General features: G+C 72.4%; 15 protein-coding genes. 9 read left to right on the plus strand and 6 right to left on the minus strand.

What is annotated here, in order from left to right:
* On the minus strand, positions 1-881 hold an 881-nt coding region (locus tag ABZW11_RS38165), incomplete at its 3' end, for an AAA family ATPase (protein ID WP_355428548.1).
* A 406-nt stretch (positions 882-1,287) separates the two neighbouring features.
* Between ABZW11_RS38165 and ABZW11_RS38170 the strand changes: the two genes are divergently transcribed.
* The gene (locus ABZW11_RS38170) at positions 1,288-2,313 is read left to right on the plus strand and encodes a LacI family DNA-binding transcriptional regulator (protein ID WP_355428551.1); all 1,026 of its coding nucleotides are present in this window, start codon (positions 1,288-1,290) and stop codon (positions 2,311-2,313) included.
* On the opposite strand, the gene ABZW11_RS38175 is transcribed toward ABZW11_RS38170, so the two are convergent.
* Positions 2,298-3,839 carry a glycoside hydrolase family 43 protein gene (locus ABZW11_RS38175; protein ID WP_355428555.1) on the minus strand — a complete coding sequence of 514 codons (1,542 nt, stop codon included), beginning with the start codon at positions 3,837-3,839 and terminating at the stop codon, positions 2,298-2,300. The two genes, ABZW11_RS38170 and ABZW11_RS38175, sit on opposite strands and share 16 nt — an antisense overlap.
* Before the next feature lie 124 nt (positions 3,840-3,963).
* Between ABZW11_RS38175 and ABZW11_RS38180 the strand changes: the two genes are divergently transcribed.
* From ABZW11_RS38180 to yicI, 4 genes are read left to right on the plus strand one after another with little or no spacing between them, the layout of a single operon-like run.
* On the plus strand, positions 3,964-5,313 hold the full coding sequence (locus ABZW11_RS38180) for an extracellular solute-binding protein (RefSeq protein WP_355428558.1): 1,350 nt from the start codon (positions 3,964-3,966) through the stop codon (positions 5,311-5,313).
* Positions 5,314-5,364: 51 nt separating this feature from the next.
* Positions 5,365-6,291, plus strand: coding sequence for a sugar ABC transporter permease (locus ABZW11_RS38185; RefSeq protein WP_355428561.1), 927 nt, complete (start codon positions 5,365-5,367; stop codon positions 6,289-6,291).
* Entirely contained in the window at positions 6,288-7,172 is an 885-nt protein-coding gene (locus tag ABZW11_RS38190) for a carbohydrate ABC transporter permease (protein WP_355428563.1), read from the plus strand. Before ABZW11_RS38185 ends, ABZW11_RS38190 begins: the two co-directional genes overlap by 4 nt.
* Positions 7,173-7,177: 5 nt before the next feature.
* Positions 7,178-9,412 carry an alpha-xylosidase gene (yicI, locus tag ABZW11_RS38195; protein ID WP_355428566.1) on the plus strand — a complete coding sequence of 745 codons (2,235 nt, stop codon included), beginning with the start codon at positions 7,178-7,180 and terminating at the stop codon, positions 9,410-9,412.
* Here yicI and ABZW11_RS38200 read toward each other — a convergent pair.
* On the minus strand, positions 9,350-9,631 hold the full coding sequence (locus ABZW11_RS38200; protein ID WP_355428569.1) for a hypothetical protein: 282 nt from the start codon (positions 9,629-9,631) through the stop codon (positions 9,350-9,352). The two genes, yicI and ABZW11_RS38200, sit on opposite strands and share 63 nt — an antisense overlap.
* A gap of 41 nt (positions 9,632-9,672) precedes the next feature.
* On the opposite strand from ABZW11_RS38200, the gene ABZW11_RS38205 reads away from it, so the two are divergent.
* The 3 genes from ABZW11_RS38205 to ABZW11_RS38215 all read left to right on the plus strand — a co-directional run bounded on the left by ABZW11_RS38205 (position 9,673) and on the right by ABZW11_RS38215 (position 11,130).
* Entirely contained in the window at positions 9,673-9,876 is a 204-nt protein-coding gene (locus tag ABZW11_RS38205; RefSeq protein ID WP_355428572.1) for a hypothetical protein, read from the plus strand.
* Between the two features lie 134 nt (positions 9,877-10,010).
* Entirely contained in the window at positions 10,011-10,580 is a 570-nt protein-coding gene (locus ABZW11_RS38210) for a DUF5709 domain-containing protein (RefSeq protein WP_355428575.1), read from the plus strand.
* Positions 10,581-10,590: 10 nt separating this feature from the next.
* Positions 10,591-11,130 carry a hypothetical protein gene (locus tag ABZW11_RS38215; RefSeq protein WP_355428578.1) on the plus strand — a complete coding sequence of 180 codons (540 nt, stop codon included), beginning with the start codon at positions 10,591-10,593 and terminating at the stop codon, positions 11,128-11,130.
* 134 nt (positions 11,131-11,264) lie between these two features.
* On the opposite strand, the gene ABZW11_RS38220 is transcribed toward ABZW11_RS38215, so the two are convergent.
* The 3 genes from ABZW11_RS38220 to ABZW11_RS38230 are packed head-to-tail and all read right to left on the minus strand — an operon-like array spanning position 11,265 to position 16,136.
* Positions 11,265-13,202 (minus strand): alpha/beta fold hydrolase, encoded by a 1,938-nt coding sequence (locus ABZW11_RS38220; protein ID WP_355428678.1) that lies wholly within the window; start codon positions 13,200-13,202, stop codon positions 11,265-11,267.
* Entirely contained in the window at positions 13,202-14,986 is a 1,785-nt protein-coding gene (locus ABZW11_RS38225; RefSeq protein ID WP_355428580.1) for an N-acetylglutaminylglutamine amidotransferase, read from the minus strand. The genes ABZW11_RS38220 and ABZW11_RS38225 overlap by 1 nt, the downstream gene beginning before the upstream one ends.
* Positions 14,987-14,993: 7 nt before the next feature.
* Positions 14,994-16,136, minus strand: coding sequence for a glutamate--cysteine ligase (locus ABZW11_RS38230; protein ID WP_355428583.1), 1,143 nt, complete (start codon positions 16,134-16,136; stop codon positions 14,994-14,996).
* A gap of 219 nt (positions 16,137-16,355) precedes the next feature.
* Between ABZW11_RS38230 and ABZW11_RS38235 the strand changes: the two genes are divergently transcribed.
* Entirely contained in the window at positions 16,356-17,546 is a 1,191-nt protein-coding gene (locus tag ABZW11_RS38235) for an OmpA family protein (RefSeq protein WP_355428586.1), read from the plus strand.
* Positions 17,547-17,785 lie beyond the last annotated feature (239 nt).

Below are 17,785 nucleotides of genomic sequence, written 5' to 3' on the forward strand. Positions count from 1 at the left end.
GGCTCGGCGGCGACGCGGGCCGCGCCCAGACGGCCGGCCAGCAGCTCCCTGGCCTCGTCGTCGCGCAGCAGGTCGAGGGTCAGCGCGGCGGCCGCCTCCGTCGCGACCAGGCCGGTCAGCGTGTTGCGGCTGGTCACCACCACCGCGCAGGACGGGGTCGCGGGCAGCAGCGGCTTGACCTGCTCGGCCTCCAGGGCGTTGTCGAGCACGATGAGGACCCGCCTGTCGGACAGCGTCGTGCGGTAGAGGGCGGAACGTGCGGCGAGGTCGTCGGGGATCTGCCGGGGCGGTACGCCCAGCGCCTCAAGGAACGTGCCCAGGGCGTCGCGCGGGTCCACGGCGTCGCCCGACGGGCAGAAGCCCTTGAGGTTCACGTAGAGCTGGCCGTCGGGGAACCGGCCGCGGGCCCGGTGCGCCCAGTGCAGCGCCAGGCACGTCTTGCCGACCCCGGCCATGCCGGAGACGACGCAGATCCGGGTGGCCGCGCCGTCCGCCTGCGGCCTCAGCAGCTGGTCCAGCTCCGCCAGCTCTTCCGTCCTGGCCGCGAACCTGGACACCCCGACGGGCAGCTGCCGCGGCACGCGCCGCCCGCCTTCGGCCTCGGCGCCGGCAGCCTGCTCGGCGGGCGGGGGAGGAGGGCCCGCCTGGGCGGCGGCGGCGAAGGCGGCCTGTTCGAGCGGGTCGAGCTGGAGCGCCTCGGCCAGCAGCCGGAGCGACCTGCTGCGGGGCCGCTCCACCGCGTCGCCCTCCAGCCGGCGGATCGTCCGGACATTGACCCCGGTCTTGCTCGCCAGCTCCTCCTGGGTCAGCAGCGCCCTGTTGCGCCACGCCCGGATGAGCGCTCCCAGACTCTGACCCTCCTGAACAATTCCAGCAGACATGGTGACCCCTCGATCCATGCGCATCGCCCATACCCCGTGCCCCCCACCGGGGTGGAGTCTACGAGACCATCCGTAACACCTAGGGGTGTCATGTCTGTTTATTTCGGAGGTGTGTCCGAAATGGCGGTATAAATGTTCTGAGCTGGGCATTGATCGCGTGATCGTGCGAAAAGCAGAAAATGTCGTCGCGGTGGATCATCGCCCGGAGCCGCACGTGCGGCAGGCGGGCCCCGCGCCGGCGAGAATGGCGTCATCGGCCCTTCATCTTCGCGGGTGAAAGCGGCCGGTCACCAGGACGAAAACCGGGCATTCGCCGGACAGCGCGTCGCGTACGCCGCAAAGGCGTACCCCTGCGACCGTGGCATGCCCTATATGATCCGTCTTCTGCGGAGGCGGGAGTACGAACATGAATCGGGCACCGGGCATGGTGGACGTGGCACGCGAGGCAGGCGTGTCCCACGTCACCGTATCCCGTGTGCTCAACGACCACCCCTCCGTACGCCCCGAGACCCGGGCCAGGGTCGAGGCCGCCATCGAGAAGCTCGGCTACCGGCGCAACAGCGTCGCCCGCGCGCTCAAGAGCCGCCGCTCCTCCACGATCGGCGTGGTGCTGGCGGGCGCCGAGCTGTACGAGCTGCCCAGGATGCTGCGCGGCGTGCAGAGCGCGGCCCAGCGCGCCGGCTACTGGGTGAACCTGGCGAGCTGGCAGGGCGGCAGCACCCGCGACTTCGCCGAGACGCTGCGGCGGCTCACCGACCAGGCGGTGGAGGCGGTCGCGGTGATCGGCGACCGGCCGATGGTGGTGGACGCGCTGGCCGAGATCGCCACCGACGTGCCGGTGACGGTCATCGTGTCCGGCACGGTGCCCAACCCCGACCTCGGTTTCGTCGAGCTGGACCAGGAGCTGGGGGCGCGAATGGCCGTACGCCACCTGCTGCAGCTGGGGCATCGCCGCATCGCCTACCTCACGGGCGCGCTGCGCACCTACGACGCGCGGGCCCGGGTGGACGGCTGGCGGGCCGCGCTGGCGGAGGTGCCCGAGGCCCAGGGCGAGCTGCTTGAGGGCGACTTCACCGGCAACAGCGGCTACCGGCTGGCCACCTACCTCGTGACGCGGCACGATGCCGAGCCGCCGACCGCGATCTTCACCGGCAACGACCAGATGGCCATGGGGGTGCTGGCGGCCTTCGCCGAGCTGGGCGTGCGGGTGCCACAGGACGTCTCGCTCGTCGGATTCGACGACATACCAGGAGCCGCGTACCTGGTGCCCGCGCTGACCACCGTCCGTCAGGACTTCCTCGGGCTCGGCGAGCGCTGCGTCGAGCAGCTGCTGGGGCGGATCAAGGGCGACGCGCCCGCGACCGAGCGCATCCCGCCCGAGCTGGTGGTCCGCCGCAGCACCGCCCCGCCCAGGGATCAGGCCGGCTCGTAGTCGAACCAGCCGAACCTGGCCCGCCCGCCGCCGGAGGCATAAAGGCCCAGGTAGACGCCGACGAACCCGCCGGCGCGCTCGGTGCTGAGTACGGCGCGCTCGACCGTGCCGAGGGTGGCCCAGTTGGTGGCCCAGTTGGTGGCGCAGTTGGTGGCGCAGGTGGTGGTGGCGCAGCCGGCGCGGAAGGTGTAGCCGGTCTCGTCGCCCTCCACCTCCAGCAACGCCTCCCCGTGCACCGGCGCGGTGGCCAGGCGGGTGGGGACGCCCGACTCCCGTACGGACAGCACCGCCTCGCCGTCGATGAGGGCGAGCGTCGCGTGCTGGTCCTGGTTCTGGAAGACCGCCAGCCCCGCCTCCGCGCCCGGTCGCGCGCCCGTGAAGGCGAGGCTGGTACGGGCACGGAAACGGACGTGCTGCTGCCGCCGCCCGACGAACGCCGGCACCCCCAGGGACGCGAGCGGCTCGGGACCGGCCTCGATCTCCAGCCCGCCGCCCGGCCTGACCCGGTCGTCCACCGGGCCGCGCAGGCTGTTCCACTCCGGCCCGAGCACCGGCCCGTCGAAGTGCTCCCGCCCGGCCGGCGGCTCGTCCTCGGGGAGGGCGGCGGCGATCGAGGGGAGGCGTTCGTCCAGGCGGACGCCGCCTGACTCAGGGGCGAAGACCGGCCCGGCGGGCGTCCAGGTGACGGGCACCAGGAAGGTCTCGCGGCCCAGCGTGTGGGTGCCGTCGATGGGGCGGACGCCCAGCGTCACCGCCCACGTCTCGCCGTCGGGCGTGTCCACCAGGTCGGCGTGGCCCACGTTGTGCACCGGCTCGCCGGGGTCCCGGTGCCGGTGGGTGAGCAGGGGGCTGCGCGGGTCGGTGACGTACGGGCCGGTGACGGTTTCCGAGCGGGCGGCGGTGACGCTGTGGTTGCGCTCGGTGCCGCCCTCGGCCGCGATCAGATGGTACGTCCCGTCCCGCTTGTACAGGTGCGGCGCCTCCACCCACGCCCCTCGTACGGCGCCGTGCCACAGCACGTGGGTCGGCCCCACGAGCTTCAGCCGCTCGAGATCCAGCTCCCGCATCCACAACTCGCCCGGCCCGACGTCGCCTGCGGCGTCCCGGCAGGCGGTGAACCAGCAGCGGCCGTCGTCGTCGAAGAACAGCGAGGGGTCGATGCCCTCGGCCTCCAGCGGCACCGGGTCCGACCACGGCCCGGCCGGGTCGTCGGCGGTGGCGACGAAGGTGATCCGGCCGCGCCGCTCCACGGCGAGCGTGGACACGACGTAGAACCGGCCCTCGTGGTGGCGGATGGTCGGCGCCCACAGCCCGTCGGAGACGTCGAGCCCCTCCAGCGGCAGCAGGCCCGGCCGGTCCACCACGTGGCCGAGCTGCCGCCATCGCACCAGGTCACGGCTGTGGAAGACGGGCAGTCCAGGGAAGTACGCGAACGACGAGGTGACCAGGTAGAAGTCGGCCCCGACCCGGCAGATCGACGGGTCCGGATGGCAGCCGGGCAGGACGGGGTTGCGGAAGGCAGGCACGGGGGCGGGCTCCGGTGGCATGTTACAAGAAGGGGCTTGACAGAATGACAACGTTAACATCAGGTTAGGAACCCCACGCAAGACCCGGCCCCCCGCCGGAGAGCAGCTGTCCGAGGAGACCGCCATGACCCCACCCTCCCTGCCCCCGCGCCGCAGGCGCAGGACGCTCCTGGGCGCCGCCGCACTGGTCGCGGCCCTGACGGCGTCGCTGGCCGCATGCGGTTCGAGCGAGCCGGAATCCTCGGGCACGGCGAGCGCGGACGGTCCGGTCACGCTGCAGTTCTGGACCTGGAGCCTCAAGGGCAGCGACCCCGGCGCGCAGGCGATCGTGGACAGGTACCACGAGCTCAACCCCAACGTCACGGTCAAGCTCTCGGAGGTGGGCGGCACGTCCGACACCGCCGCCAAGCTGCTGGCCGCCGACCAGGCCGGCGACACCCCTGACGTGGTGCAGATCGAGTACCGCGGGGTGCCCGCGCTGGTCGTGGCGGGCGCCGTCAAGGACATCACCGCCGACGTGGCGCCCGTCAAGGCGAACGTCGACCCGAACATCTGGGCCCAGACCACCTTCAACAACCAGGTGTACGGCGTCCCCCAGGACATCGGCCCGATGGTGCTCACCTATCGCAAGGACCTGTTCGACAAGTTCGGCGTGAAGGTCCCCACCACGTGGGCCGAGTACGCCGACGCCGCCGAGAAGATCCACAAGAAGGACCCCGAGGCCTACATCGCCAGCTTCGCCGCCAGCCAGCTCGAGTTCTTCGCCGCGCAGGCCGCCCAGGCCGGCGCGCAGTGGTGGAGCACCGACGGCAACAGCTGGAAGGTCGGCATCGCGAGCGAGCCGTCGCTGAAGACCGCCGACTTCTGGCAGGACCTCGTCGAGCGCGACCTGGTCAAGGTGGAGCCGCTGCTCACGCCGGAGTGGAACGCCCAGGTCAACAAGGGCAAGATCCTCAGCTGGGCGGCCGCGGCCTGGGCGCCGAGCGTGCTCTACACGGTCGCGCCCGACACCGCGGGCAAGTGGGAGTCGGCGCCGCTGCCGCAGTGGACGAAGGGCGACCCGGCCGTGCCGTTCCTCGGCGGGTCGGCGTTCCTGGTGCCGGAGAAGTCGAAGCACGCCGCCGAGGCGGCGAAGTTCGCGGCCTGGCTGGGCGCCTCGGAGGAGGGCTCGAAGCTGCTGCTCGGCCTCGACCTCTTCCCCGGCGGCAACGCCGGCCGGCAGGCCACGCTCGCGCACGAGCCGCCTAAGCTGATGCCGCAGCAGAAGGACTTCTACCAGGTCACCGACCAGGTGATCAAGAACACCACCATCCCGGTCACCTGGGGGCCGAACGTCAACGTGGCGCAGAGCGCCTTCGGCGACGCGCTCAACAAGGCCGCGCTGGCCAAGTCCTCCTTCCGGGAGGTGTACCAGGCCACGCAGCAGGCGGTGGTCGCCGACCTGCAGAAGTCCGGTTACACCGTCACCCAGTAAGAAGCGCGGGGGCCCGCCAGGGCCCCCGGCTCGACCCATCCTGGACGTCTCATGCCCGCCTCCTCCGCCGGCCGCCGCACCCGCCTGCGCGCCGTCGCCACCCCATGGCTGTTCGCCTCGCCGGCGATCGTGCTGTTCACGCTGTTCATGGTCATCCCGATCGGTTACGCGATCTACCTGAGCTTCCGCGGCTTCCGCGTCGAAGGCGGCGGGGCGTTCGGGCGGCGCGTGCAGACCTTCGTCGGGCTGGACAACTACACCGCCGCGCTGAGCGACCCCGAGTACGCCGCTGGGCTCGGCCGCGTGCTGCTGTACGGGGTGATCTCCATCCCGAGCGTGCTCGGCCTGGCCCTGCTGTTCGCGCTGCTGCTCGACACCCCGAGGGTGCGGGCGCGCGGCTTCGCGCGTACGGCGATCTTCCTGCCGTACGCGGTGCCCGGCGTCATCGCCAGCCTGCTGTGGGGCTTCCTGTACCTGCCCAGCACGAGCCCGATCACCTACATCGCCCGCGAGCTGAACGCGGGGCCGCTGGACTTCTTCGGCTTCCCCGCCCTCTACTTCTCGCTGGCCAACATCGCGCTCTGGTCGGGCGTCGGCTTCAACATGATCATCATCTTCACGTCGCTGCGCGCCATCCCCACCTCGGTCTACGAGGCGGCCCGCATCGACGGCGCCAGTGAGCTGCAGATCGCCTGGCGAATCAAGATCCCGCTGGTGGCGCCCGCGCTCGTGCTCACCGGCCTGTTCTCGGTGATCGGCACGCTCCAGCTCTACAGCGAGCCGGCCACGCTGCGGCCGATGACGACCACGATCAGCTGGACGTGGGTGCCGCTGATGAAGATCTACCAAGAGGCGTTCTCGAACGACAACCTGGGCGGGGCCGCTGCCGCGTCCGTGGTGCTGGCCGTCGGGATCCTCGCCATCTCGCTGCTGTTGCTGCGCTTCTTCCAGCGCCGGACCTTCGGAGACAACGCATGACCGCCGTCACGAGCACCGGCGACCGCCAGTTCGGCCGGCGGCGCGGGGTGAAGCGGCGCAGGCCGCGGCTGGCGCTGGTCGTGCTGCTGCTCGGTGCGCTCTACTGCCTGACGCCCGTCGCCTGGGTGGTGCTGGCCGCGTCGAAGACCTCGCGCGAGCTGTTCACCACGTTCTCGTTCGCGCCGGGCACCGGGCTGATCGACAACCTGATCGACCTCAGCACGTACGGGGGCGGCCAGTTCTGGAAGTGGGGCCTCAACTCGCTCATCTACGCGGGGCTCGGCGCGGTGCTGTCGACCCTGGTGGCGGCGATGGCCGGTTACGCCCTGGCGAAGTTCCGCTTCCGCGGCCGGCAGGTGCTGTTCTCGGCGATCCTGGCCGGCGTGCTGGTGCCCGGCGTGGTGCTGGCGGTGCCGCAGTATCTGCTGCTGGCCGCCGTGGGCCTGGCCGGGACGCACTGGTCGGTGCTGCTGCCGGTGATCATCAACCCGTTCGGGATCTTCCTGTGCCGGGTGTTCGCGGTGGCGTCGGTGCCGGAGAGCACGCTGGAGGCGGCCCGCCTGGACGGCGCCGGCGAGCTGCGGATCTTCGTCACGATCGTGCTGCCGATGATGATCCAGGGCCTGGTGACGGTGTTCCTGCTGCAGTTCGTCGGCATCTGGAACAACTTCCTGCTGCCCTTCATCATGCTCTCCGACCAGGACAAATACCCGATCACGCTGGGCCTGTACACGTTCCTCGGCAAGGGCGCGGGCGACGGCGACCTCTACTCGCTGGTCATCACCGGCTCCGCCGTCGCGGTCATCCCGCTGATCATCCTCCTGCTGGTCCTGCAGCGCTTCTGGCGCGCGGACCTGCTCGCCGGCGGCCTGAAAGGTTGATGGGCATGAAGTTCACCGACGGGCTCTGGCAGCTACGTCCAGGCGTCACCGCGCTGTACGCGGCCGAGGCCTACGACATCGACGCCGGCGCCGACGCGATCACCGTGACCGCGCCCACCACCGTCATCACCCGGCGCGGCGACACCCTCAACCGCCCGGTGCTGACCCTGCGGCTGTCGTCACCGCTGGAGAACGTGATCCGCGTCCGCATCGACCACCACAGGGGCGGCGGCGAGCAGCGCGGCTTCGACCTGCCGGGCGATGGCCCGGCCAAGGCCGACGGCACGACGCTCACCAGCGGCGCGCTCAGCGCCACCGTGACGCCCGGCGCCCCCTGGAACCTGGCCTTCCACGCCGACGACCGGCCGCTCACCACGAGCGGGCACAAGTCGATCGGCTACTTCCAGCTCGCCGCCGACGCCCAGACCGACCCGGGGCCGGTCGGCAAGCCCAGGACGGGGCCGTCCGCCCACCTCGCCCAGCAGCTCTCGCTCGGCGTCGGCGAGGTGGTCTACGGGCTCGGCGAGCGCTTCGGGCCGCTGGCCAAGAACGGGCAGACGGTCGACATCTGGAACGCCGACGGGGGCACCTCCTCCGAGCAGGCGTACAAGAACGTGCCGTTCTACCTCACCAACCGCGGCTACGGCGTCTTCGTCAACCACCCGGGGCACGTGTCGTACGAGGTGGGGTCGGAGGTGGTGCAGCGGGTGCAGTTCTCCGTCGAGGACGAGAGCCTGGAGTACTTCGTCATCTACGGGCCCACCCCCAAGCAGATCATCGAACGCTACACCGCGCTCACCGGCCGCCCCGCCCGGCTGCCCGCCTGGTCGTACGGGCTGTGGCTGTCCACCTCGTTCACCACCGACTACGACGAGCGGACCGTCACCTCCTTCATCGACGGCATGGCCGAGCGTGACCTGCCGCTGTCGGTCTTCCACTTCGACTGCTTCTGGATGCGCGAGTTCAACTGGTGCGACTTCGCCTGGGACCCGCGCGTCTTCCCCGACCCCGAGGGCATGCTGGCCCGGCTGCACGCCAAGGACCTGCGGGTCTGCGTGTGGATCAACCCGTACATCGGGCAGCGCTCGCCGCTGTTCGCCGAGGCCGCCGAGCGCGGTTACCTCCTGCGGCGGCCGGACGGGGGCGTCTGGCAGTGGGACATGTGGCAGGCCGGCATGGGGCTGGTCGACTTCACCGACCCCGACGCGACGCGGTGGTTCCAGTCGAAGCTGCGCGGCCTGCTCGACCAGGGCGTGGACGCGTTCAAGACCGACTTCGGCGAGCGCATCCCGCTCGACGTCGTCTACCACGACGGCTCCGCCCCCGAGCGCATGCACAATCTCTACACCCAGCTCTACAACGAGGCCGTGTTCGAGGTGCTGGAGGAGCGGCGCGGGCGGGGCGAGGCGGTGCTGTTCGCCCGCTCGGCCACGGCCGGCGGGCAGCGGCTGCCCGTCCACTGGGGCGGCGACTCCGGCTCCTCCTACGAGTCGATGGCCGAGAGCCTGCGCGGCGGCCTGTCACTGGCCTTCTCCGGCTTCTCGTTCTGGAGCCACGACATCGGCGGCTTCGAGGGCACGCCCGACCCCGGCGTGTTCAAGCGGTGGGCGGCCTTCGGGCTGATGTCCTCGCACTCGCGGCTGCACGGCTCGTCGTCCTACCGGGTGCCGTGGGCGTTCGACGAGGAGGCGGTCGAGGTCACCCGGCTGTTCACCAAGCTCAAGCTGCGCCTGATGCCGTACCTGTACCAGGCGGGCGTGGAGGCGCACGAGAGCGGCACGCCGGTGATGCGGCCGATGGCGATGGAGTTCCCCGGCGACCGCAACGCCGCCCACCTCGACACCCAGTACATGCTGGGCCCCGACCTGCTCGTCGCGCCCGTCTTCACCCCCGACGGGACGGTGGAGTTCTACCTGCCCGACGGCACGTGGACGAACTACCTGACGGGGGAGCGGGTGCAGGGCGGGCGCTGGCGTACCGAGCGGCACGGCTTCACCTCGATGCCGATCTACGTACGCGAGGGCGCCGTGCTGCCCGTCGGCGCCAGGGACGACCGGCCCGACTACGCCTACCTCGACGGCCTCACCCTGCGCGTCTACCCCGGGCCCGACGGCGAGACCACGCTCACCGTCACCGACCCCGCGACCGGCACTCCGGCCCGCTTCACGGTCACCCGGTCAGGCGGCGAGGTCACGGTCACCTCCACGGCCCCCTCGGGCTGGCGTCACGAGCCCGCCTGAGCGATCGGGCTCGATGAGGCCGGGCTCCTTGAGCAGGGCCCGGCCCATGGCCACGATGTCGAAGCCCTCGGCCATGGCGCGGACGCCCCACCGCTGCGGCGGCCGGAACGCCGCGGCGAACTCCTTGACCGGCGCGTCCCCGCGGAACAGGTACATGGGGTTGAGCAGCGAGCTGCCCGCCGTCAGCTCCAGCGCGTCCAGGCTGCCGTCCGCCCCCACCTGGGCGTTCGCTGCTCGACGCGGGGGGTAGCCGTAGCCGCATGACCACTCCTGATGAGAACGCGGCGAAAACCGACACCGAGCGGCTGCTGGACGCGGCCCAGGAAGACGAGCGGAACGCCCGCGAGCCCGCGGACGAGCCCAGGCACGCCGGCCAGGCGGCGATGGAGGAGGCCCTGCGCCAGTCCGGCCAGACGGCCGAGGACCTCACCTCCGGCACGGAGGACGGCGAGCCGGCGGAGTGAGGGGCCCCGCACTCCCTGGCGGCCCGCACTTCCTGGCCACCCGCACTTCCTGGCCCCCCGCGCTTCGCCTGGCGGGGCGCGGGCCGCGTTACTGCGGAGACCTTGGGGGCAGCGGGCGAATTGAGGGAGTTGAGATGAGTCATCACGTACCAGAGCACGATCCTCGTTCGCGGTTCGAGGACGAAGGCATACCGGATCTCCAGGACGGCACGCCGCAGCAGCAGTGGGCGGTCGATCCACAGGAGGCGCCCCTGCCCGCCGACGAGCCGGTGGCCGTGGAGGAGTTCGGCACCACCGACGACGAGCAGATCCAGGGCGAGTCGCTGTCCGGGCGGCTGGATCGGGAGGTGCCCGAGGACAAGCCCCAGTTCGGGGTGGAGGAGGGGGCGACCGCCGGGCCCCGGGCCGGTGACGACTCCGGCGCCCCCGCCGTGGATCGGGTGACCGAGGAGGGCGGCCTCGGCGTCGGCTCCGACCTCGACACCCGCCGCGAGCGGGACAGCGGCGTCGACCCCGTGCCCGGCGCGCAACCCGAGGAGCCGTCCGGGCAGGTGTGGGACGAGCCGCGGCCCGCCGGTCGCCTCGTCGCCTCCGACGAGGGCGCGCACGGGGACGACGAGCCCGACGAGATCGCCACCGAGGTCGGCCCAGACGGCGGCGGCTTCACCGCCGAGGAGGCCGCCATGCACATAGAGCCGGAGTGAGGGGAGGACCATGGCGAGCAAGGACGACGACGACAAGCGCAGGGAGCAGGACAAAGGCACGACGTTCGACCCCGACCTGCACAACATGGGCGGCGACGTGGGGCCCGCCGGCATCACCGGCTCCGACGACTCCGGGTACGCCGAGCCCATGGGATACGTCACGGGCCGCGACGACGAATGGTCGGTGACGGCGGGGTCGGACGAGAAGGCCGTCGCCTCCCGTACGGACGAGATAGAGGACCACGTCGCCACCTACGGCCCGAGCCCGCACCCCATGCCGGAGGACCAGCGCGAGCAGCGGGGCGAACCGGGCGACCCGGGTTTCCGCGTGCAAGGCCCGGTGGACGAGTCGGAACACGGCCTCATCGTGGACGACGAGGGCGAACCACCGTCAGAGCCGGAAGGGGCGCTGCGCGGCGGCGAACACATCAGCGCCGACGTCGACTGGGTGGCCTCGGACGAGGAGGACGACCCGGACGGCGGCTCCGGCCGCACGGGCGCCGACGACGGCGGCTACCTCCCCGGCGAAGGCACCGGCCGCCCCTACTGACGCGCCGTGACGGCACCGGCCGAGGCGCGGGCGACCTGCCCCGCCGCGCCTGGGTTACCTCCTCCGCCGCGCCCGGCCCACCTCCTCCGCCGTGCTCGGGTGGCCTGCCTCCCCGAGCCGGGTGGTGCGCGCGTTCAGCGGTGGGGGTGCAGGTGGGCGGAGAGCCAGTCCGTGACCCTGGAGACGTAGCTGACGCGGTTGGCGATGCGGCGGATCTCGTGGCCCTCGTCGTCGAAGAGCAACGACTCGCAGGGCAGGCCGAGTGCGGCGGCCGCGGCGATCACCTGCTCGGCCTCGTACAGCGGGACGTTGGTGTCCTGGGCCCCGTGCACCACCAGCAGGGGAGCGGTGAGGCGGTCGAGGGCGCGCAGGGGTGACAGGGCGCGCAGCAGGTGGCGGTCGGTGTCCGGGTGGCCGTACTCGCCGACCGCCGCCGCGGCGATCCACGGTTCGGTGCGGGCGTAGAAGGTCTCGAAGTCGGCGATGCCGCTCACGGTGACGCCGGCCCGGAACAGGCCGGGATGGGTGACGAGCGTGGCCAGCGTCAGGTAGCCGCCGTACGACCAGCCCATGCAGGCCAGCCTCGACGGGTCACCGGCGCCGATGCGGGCCAGCTCCGCCGCGCAGTCGGCGACGTCGTCGATGGCACGGAAGCGCAGCTCGCGGTCGTCGGCCTGGCGGAAGGCCCGCCCGTACCCGCCGGAGCCGCGCACGTTCGGGGCGAACACCCCGATCCCGGCGGCCAGCAGGCTCTGGTAGAGCGGGTTGAAGGCGGGCCGCTCCTGGTCCTCGGGCCCGCCGTGCAGGAACAGCACGTACGGCGCGGGCCCCTGCGCGTGCGGCGGCCGGTAGAGCCAGGCGGCGAGCTCCAGCCCGTCGCGCGCGGGGAAGCGCACCAGCTCGGCGCCGGCCGCCGTGGGCAGCCGCCCCGCACCGGCCGCGTAGCGGTACTGGCCCTGGTCGAGGTCGCAGAGCACGACGTGCGACGGCTCCTGCGGGCTCTCGGCGGCGAGCGCGGCCAGCGTGCCGTCCCAGCCGATGCGGGCGGAGGTGACCACGTCCGCGGGCGGGGGCGGGAGGTGCCGGAGCCGGCCGCGTTCGAAGTCCATGACGTCCAGCTCGGAACGGCCGTGCGCGTTCCACACGAGCAGCGCGCGGCGCCCGTCGGCGCTCAGCGCGAACCGGTCCAGCTCGGCGTCCCGCCGCTCGGCCAGCACCACGGCCTCGGCCCCCTGGTGCACGGCGAGCAGCGCGGCCCGGTCGCGGCCGGCGTCCGACACCAGGTACGCGGTCCTGCCGTCGGGGGAGAGCGCCCCGTCGTCGGTGGAGCCGGGCAGACCGGGCAGCAGGAGCCGCTCACCGCTCGGTTCGTGCCCGCCGAGCGCCTCCGATCGCAGGTCCACCACGTACATCCGGCGGCGGCCCCGCGGCCCGCGCCGCAGCAGCATCCTGGCGTGGTCGCGGCTGACCGCCACCGGCCGCAGCAACGGACCGGCGGCGATGACCTGCCGCCCGCCGGTGACGGCGTCCACGAGCACGGCCCTCGACACGCCGTCCGCCGACGTCTCGGTGACGAGGACCGTCTCCCCGCGCCCGGTCCAGCGCACCAGCGCCGCCGACCCGCCGTCGGGCGCGGCGAGCAGCCGCAGGTCACCGCCGTGCGGCTGAACGGTCCACACCTGCGTGTGCTCGCCGCCACCCGGCGCGACGAGCACGGCGAGATGTGCCCCGGTCGGCGCCCAGCTCACGTCCACCACCGGCTGCGGCCCCGTGTCCACGACCCACGCCTCGCCCGTCCCGAGCAGCGGCCTGATCCACACGCGCGGCGACCCGTCGTGGTCGCTGACGAAGGCGACCGCACTGTTGTCGGGCGCCAGAGCGGGCGCCAGGCAGCTCCACGCGGTCAGCCCGGCCACCCCTGGCAGGTACGACAGCCCGCCGAGCAGGCACCCGTCCGGATGCGGATGCTCTCGCCGAGCCAGGTGGTCCAGGCGGGGGAGCGCGAACGGGTACACCGGCCCGGCTCCGCCCACGGGCAGGGGCGAGCGGGGTTCGCCGGCGGGACGTGTCATCACAGCCCGTGCGTCTGCAGCCACAGCTCCAGCAGGCCGAGCTGCCACAACGTGTTCACGCCCGTCGGCGTCCTGTCCCTGTCCGGGTCGGCGAGCAGCCGGTCCACGTAGTCGCGGCGGAACAGCTCACGCTCGCGCGCCGCCCGGCTGGTCAGCACGTCACGCACGAGGCCGAGCAGCGCCCCGTCCACGTGCCTGATCGCCGGTACGGGAAAGTACCCCTTCGGCCGGTCGATGACCTCGGCGGGCAGCAGCCGCCGGGCGGCGTCCTTGAGCACGCCCTTGCCGCCGTGGGCCAGCTTCAGCTCGGCGGGGCAGGCCGCGGCCAGCTCCACCAGCTCGTGGTCGAGGAACGGGGTACGCGCCTCCAGCCCGTGCGCCATCGTCATGTTGTCCACCCGTTTGACCGGGTCGTCCACCAGCATGGCGGTGGTCTCCAGGCGCAGCACGGCGTCCAGCGCGGTGTCCGCCCCGGGCCGGGCCAGGTGCTCGCGCACGAAGTCGCCGCTGGCGTCGTGGTCGAGCAGGCGTTCCTCGGGCAGGATCGCGGCCAGCTCGTCGTGCGGCCGGTCGAAGAACGCGCGCGCGTAGACGTCGGCGGCCTGCTCGCGGGGCACCCCGGCCAGCGGCGGGAACCAGCGGTAACCGGCGAACACCTCGTCGGCCCCCTGTCCCGACTGCACCACTTTGACGTGCTCGGCGACCTCCTGCGACAGCAGGTAGAAGGCGACGCAGTCGTGGCTGACCATCGGCTCGCTCATCGCCCGCACCGCGCCGTGCAGCCCGTCGAGCAGCCGCTCGTCCGGGATGCGGATGCGGTGGTGATCGGTGCCGAAGTGGCGGGCGACCAGGTCGGAGTACCCGAACTCGTCGCCCCGCTCGCCGCCCGCCGCCTCGAAGCCGATGCTGAACGTGACCGGCGGCTCGTGCTCCTCGGCCAGCAGCGCCACGATGAGGCTGGAGTCCAGGCCGCCGGAGAGCAGCACGCCGACGGGCACGTCCGCGACCGTCCTCCTGCGTACGGCGGCGCGCAGCCCGTCCATGACGGCGTCCTGCCACTCGCGGCCGTTCAGCCCGGCCGCCTCCGGGAGCGCGCCGCGGGTGTGGGGCGGGTCCCAGTAGCGGTGGTCGGTGCGGGTGCCGTCCGCCTCGATCACCCGTACGGTCGCCGCCGGCAGCTTGCGCACCCCCGCGAGGATCGTGCGCTCGCCGGGCACCAGCGCGTGGAAGGTCATGTAGTGGTGCAGCGCCACCGGGTCGATGCCGGTGTCCACCCCGCCCGACGCCAGCAGGGCCGGCAGCGACGAGGCGAAGCGCAGCCGGCGGCCGTCCTCGGCGAGGTACATCGGCTTGATGCCGAGCCGGTCGCGGCCCAGGATCAGCCGGCCGGTGGCGCGTTCGTACAGGGCGAAGGCGAACATGCCCTTGAACCGTTCGACGCAGCGCGGCCCCCACCGGTGGAACGCCTTCATCAGCACCTCCGTGTCGGAGGTGGAGGAGAAGCGGTAACCGGCGCCGCGCAGCTCGTGCCGCAGCTCGGCGTAGTTGTACAGGCAGCCGTTGAACACCACGGCCAGCCCAAGCTCGACGTCCACCATCGGCTGGGCGCCCTTGTCCGACAGGTCGATGATCTTCAGCCGCCGGTGGCCCAGCGCGACGGGGCCGCGCGACCACAGGCCGGAGCCGTCGGGGCCGCGCGCGTGCATCGTCTCCGTCATCCGCCCGACGGCCCCGATGTCGGCCTCTTCACCGTCGAAGCGCAGCTCTCCGCTCAATCCGCACATGGCACGCTCACGACGCCGACCGGTACGCGGGCGGATCGCCTGGACGATCCCACCCGTACGCCCTGGTCTCGGCCAGCAGCAGGTCCACCACGTCGGTCAGCCGCCCCCGCCTGGCGAACGCGCGCCGCTGCCGCTCCGCCGACGTCCCCCTGGCCAGCGCCTCCTTGACCAGCACGGATACGAGCTCCGCGTCGCCCGTCTCCTCCAGCTGCGGCCGCAGGCCCTCGACCAGCCGCCTGATCACGACCGGCGCCGGGCGGGGCACGCCGCTCACCGGGTCGATCAGCTCGCCCTCCAGCCCCGAGCGGGCCGCCTGCCAGGAGGCCGCGCGTACGGCGGCGAGCTGCACGGTACGCTCCACGCCCTGGCGGATCTCCTGCAGCTCCCTCGCCACCATCGCGCGGAACAGGCCGGTGATCAGCACGATGTCCTCGACGCGCGGGCAGGAGTCGCAGATGCGCAGCTCGACCGTGGGCACGTGCTGTGAGGGACGGATGTCGGAGTAGATCATCCCGGGGTCGGTGATGACGCCGGTGCGGATGAGCTCCTTGATCATCTCGTCGTACTCGGCGGCGGAGTCGTACTTGTCGATCGGGCCCGCCGTGGGCCAGCGCTGCCAGATCAGGCTGCGGTAGCTGGCGTACCCGGTGTCCTCGCCGTCCCAGTACGGCGAGCTGGCCGACAGCGCCAGCAGCGGCGGCACCCACGGCGTCAGCCGGTGCGCCACCGCGACGGCCAGATCAGGGTCGCGCACCTGGGCGTGCACGTGTGTGCCGCAGATGAGCTGGTCCCTGGTGAGCTGCTGGTAGTCGCTGAGCATCTGCTCATAGCGGGGCTCCTGCGACACCTTCTGCTCGTGTCTTTCGACCAGCGGCGCGCTGCCGGCCGCGACGATGCCCAGCTCCACCGCGTCGGCCTGCTCGACCAGCCGCCGGCGCAGCTCCCCGAGGTCGCGTGCCAGGTCATCCAGCTTCAAGAACGGCGCGCTGTTGGACTCCACCGTCGAACGTTGCAGCTCACGCGCGTAGCTCTCCGGAGGCAGCGACTCCAGCAGGAGCTCGGCTCGCGCGGCCAGGCGGCGGGTGGAGAGGTCGACGACGTGGAACTCCTCCTCCACCCCCACCCGAATCGCTTCCTCGTCTCCCTCCACGACCATCACCCCTTGTTCAGTGGAATCCGGTGAACCTCTCCTCTCCCCACAGAAAGGGCAAATTCACCTGATCGCCCAAGGTCAAGCATCACGGCCTACCCGCGTCCGCGCCGGGCAGAGGGACGGGCTGCCGCCTCCTCGATGCGGCCGCTATGCGGATCCTGAAGGCCGATGCCCTACTGTCGTGGATCACCTTGAAGTCCTATGGGGAGATGCGGCATGACCAGGGTCCTGCTCGTGACGTCATTGCTCGTGATGGTGCTGGCGGCGTGCGGCGCGCCCGTGACCGGGGGAGGCGGCGAGGAACGCCAGACGGCGGCGGGCGCCACGAGCGCGAGCGCGACCCCGCCGGGGGACCCGCAGCCGCCCGCCACACCCACCACACCCGCCACACCCACCACACCCGCCATGCCCGCCGACGAGCCGAAGAGCTGCCCGAACGGGACGCTGATCCCCGCCGTCGACAGCCCCGCCGTGCACAGCGACCCCGTGGTCATCCCGGCCGCCACGGTCGGCGGCGTCACCGTGCCCGAGCACACCATCCCCGGCGTCGACATCCCCGCCCTGCACATCCCCGCCCAGTGCACCGAGATCGCGCCGGCGCCCGGCGGCTGCCTCGGCGCGGCGTCGATCCCGCCGGTGCAGATTCCGGCCGTGGAGATCCCGCCGGTCGAGATCCCCGGCGTGGACGCCGGCGGCATCAAGCTCGACCCGGTACGCGCCGAGGGGCGGCAGGCCAAGGCCGTCGGCGCGAAGGGCGTGTCCACCCCCGAGGTGTGCCAGGTCAAGCCGAAGGACGGCGGCATCGTGCCGTTCGTGATCCGGCCTTTCATCATCCGGCCGTTCGTGATCAGGCCCTTCGTGATCCGGCCGTTCATCATCCGGCCGAGCGCGTGCAACGAGCAGAACGAGTGCATCCCGGCGGTCGAGGTGCCCGCTGTCGAGGTGCCCGCGGTGGAGGTGCCGGCCGTGGAGATTCCCGCGGCCGAGCTGAAGGCGTACGAGGTGGGCAAGAGCGAGGTGTACGAAGGGGAGGACTCGATCGCGTTCAGCATCAAGGCGGACGTGCTCTTCGACTTCGACAGCGCCACGATCAAGCCCGCGGCGGCGGCCGAGCTGCGGCGGGTGGCCGGCGAGATCGAGAAGAAGGCGGGCGGCGACGCGACGGTCACCGTGGACGGCCACACCGACGCCAAGGGCACCGACGCCCACAACCAGCCACTGTCCGAACGGCGGGCACAGGCGGTGGTGGAGTGGCTGGCCACCGAGGGCGGCCTGGATCGGTCGCGCCTGAAGGCGCGGGGCTACGGCGAGACCAAGCCGGTGGTCCCGAACACCAAGCCCGGCGGCTCGGACGACCCCGCGGGCCGCGCGAAGAACCGCCGCGTCGTCGTCTCAACGACGACCTGACCCTCGCGCCCTGACCCTCGCGCCCTGACCCTCGCGCCCTGACCCTCGTGCCCTGACCCTCGTGCCCTGACCCTCGTGCCCTGACCCTCGTGCCCTGACCCTCGCGCCCTGACCCTCACGCCCTGACCCTCGTGCCCGGGACCTCGTGCGTGCCCGGGGCCGGCCCCCAAGCCCAGCGCCGCCCCCAGCGCCGCTTCCAGGGGCGGCGGCCGACCGCAGCGCGGGCGGGGCGGGGGGCG

The sequence above is a fragment of the Nonomuraea sp. NPDC004580 genome (assembly GCF_040609855.1).
Lineage (GTDB): Bacteria > Actinomycetota > Actinomycetes > Streptosporangiales > Streptosporangiaceae > Nonomuraea > Nonomuraea salmonea.